The organism is Nocardia anaemiae NBRC 100462 (genome assembly GCF_001612725.1).
Classification (GTDB): domain Bacteria; phylum Actinomycetota; class Actinomycetes; order Mycobacteriales; family Mycobacteriaceae; genus Nocardia; species Nocardia anaemiae.
The window spans coordinates 1-2,213 of the sequence record NZ_BDAZ01000118.1 but is presented as its reverse complement, the minus strand read 5'-3'; the positions used below and the strand labels follow the sequence as shown (position 1 = coordinate 2,213).

Annotated in this window: 1 protein-coding gene; it reads left to right on the top strand. The window is 62.1% G+C overall.

Annotated elements, in window-relative coordinates:
* Window positions 1-619: 619 nt before the first annotated feature.
* Window positions 620-2,101: a group II intron reverse transcriptase/maturase gene (gene ltrA, locus NA5_RS38640; protein ID WP_062993988.1), complete on the top strand. Its 1,482-nt coding sequence runs from the start codon at window positions 620-622 to the stop codon at window positions 2,099-2,101.
* Window positions 2,102-2,213: the final 112 nt, after the last annotated feature.

Here is a 2,213-nt window from a genome sequence, read left to right as displayed (position 1 = left end):
CGGGTGCGCCGTGAGGCGCTGTTATCCATGTTGGAGGTGAGATGACTCCGAAGTGATTGTGTCGCAGCATGATCGCTGTAGCTGAGGGCAGTCTGATCCGGGAGACGCCGGGGAGGATGGGAGCAGCCCTGACAAAGCCGGGACGTGTCAGTACCGCCGAATGATGCGGGTCCGGCAAGCGTGGGACAAAGGTGGACGTGAGGAACCAGCGTGTAAAGCCCCTCAAGCGTCCCGTCAGCTCGAAACTCGGTGGATCTGGGCTGAATTGCGGTGCGCACCGTCGTTGCGGATTCGTTCGCGGCGGCGGGAACTCCTGTGGCCGGTAAACGAATGTCGGCAGGGAGGTCACGGTGAAGGTCTGCGGCGTAGTCGTGACGATGCCGCAGGGGCAGAGCTGGCCACCTCCTGTCCCGAATGGATGGCAGTGAACACGGGAACCACTCCGCTTCGTCCCTCGGTGACCATGGCCAGTGGTCGTCGAGGGGAAGGCTCGTCGTCGGCTGATGGGGGTGTGAGTGGGGCGGAGGGGTCGTAGTAGTCCGAGGCCGGGAAAGCCGGTCACATGGCGAAGGACCCCAGTGGATATCGCGGTTTGGAGCTGTAATGGACGGAGGCACTTGTGAATACGGGTGAGTTGTGGCCGGACTTCGACGAAGCCTGGCTGCGGGTACGTCGGATGCAGTCCAAGCTGCACTGGTGGGCGACCCGTGATGCGGGTCGGCTGTTCGATGATCTGCACAACCTTGTGTACGATCCTGCGTTTCTGGTGCATGCCTGGGAAAGGGTCCACGGCAACAAAGGCGGGCGAACGGCGGGTGTCGACGGGGTGGTTCCTCGTTCGATCCCGAAGGAGTCGGTCGCGTTGTTGTCGCAGGTGCGGACCGCGCTGAAGGAACGGGTGTTTCGCCCGGATCCGGTGCGTGAGAAGCTGATTCCGAAACCGGGTAATCCCACGAAGAAGCGCAGGCTGGGGATACCGACAACAGCGGACCGGGTAGTACAGGCGTCGCTGAAGTTGGTGCTCGAGCCGATTTTCGAGGCCGATTTCCAGCCCAGTTCGTATGGGTTCCGGCCGCGCAGACGCGCTCAGGACGCGATCGCCGAGATCCATTACCTGGGCACCCGTGGTTATCAGTGGGTGCTGGAGGCGGATATCGAGGCTTGTTTCGACCGGATCGACCACACCGCTCTAGTGGATCGGATGCGTCACCGGATCGCCGACAATCGTGTCCTTGCCCTGGTCAAATCCTTCCTCAAGGCCGGAGTGCTGTCCGAGGACGGAACCGACCGGGACACCCCGACGGGGACCCCGCAGGGCGGAATCCTTTCGCCGCTCCTGGCGAATATCGCTCTGTCGGTGCTGGATGTCTATTTCCAAGAGAAGTGGGACGGCGACGTGGCTGGGCGGAAAGCCCCCGCTGCGCGTCGGAAATACCTGCGCCGGAAGGGATTCGCGACCTATCGCCTCGTCCGTTATGCGGACGACTTCGTTGTCCTGGTTTATGGGGCAGAACACCACGCCCACGAGATCAGGACCGAGGTCGCTGATGTGCTCTGGCCGATGGGGCTGTCCCTGTCGCCGGAGAAAACCCGTGTCGTGCACATGGATTCGGGGTTCGACTTCCTCGGCTGGCGCATCCAGCGCCGGAAGAAGGCTGGCACGAACCACATGATGGTCTACACCTACCCCTCGAAGAAGGCATTGCACTCGATCGTCGGGAAGGTCAGATTCATCACCCGCAGAAAAGGATCACCCTACAAAACGCTCGAGGGACTACTCAAACACCTGAACACCGTCGTTCGGGGTTGGTGTATCTATTTCCGACACGGGGTCTCCACAGCCACCTTCAGCTACCTCGACCACTACACGTGGTGGGCGGTGGCCCGATGGCTCAAGAACAGACATCCGCGCCTGGGCTGGCGAAAGATCAAACGCCGATTCCTCACCGAGAAACCGGTGCAGCGCCCAGAAGAGAATGGGACCGTGCTCTACAACCCCTGCGATATCGCCATCGAGCGATACCGGTACCGGGGGAACACGATTCCGACACCCTGGAGTGTCCGCGCAGCGCAACTCGAACAAGCAGCCACGCCAGCATGATCTCCATGGAGAGCCGGATGCGGGGAAACTCGCACGTCCGGTTCGGCGGGCGGCCACGAGAAACGGACCGGGAGCAATCCCGGCACCGCGCTCGTGGTCGACCCGACCACGA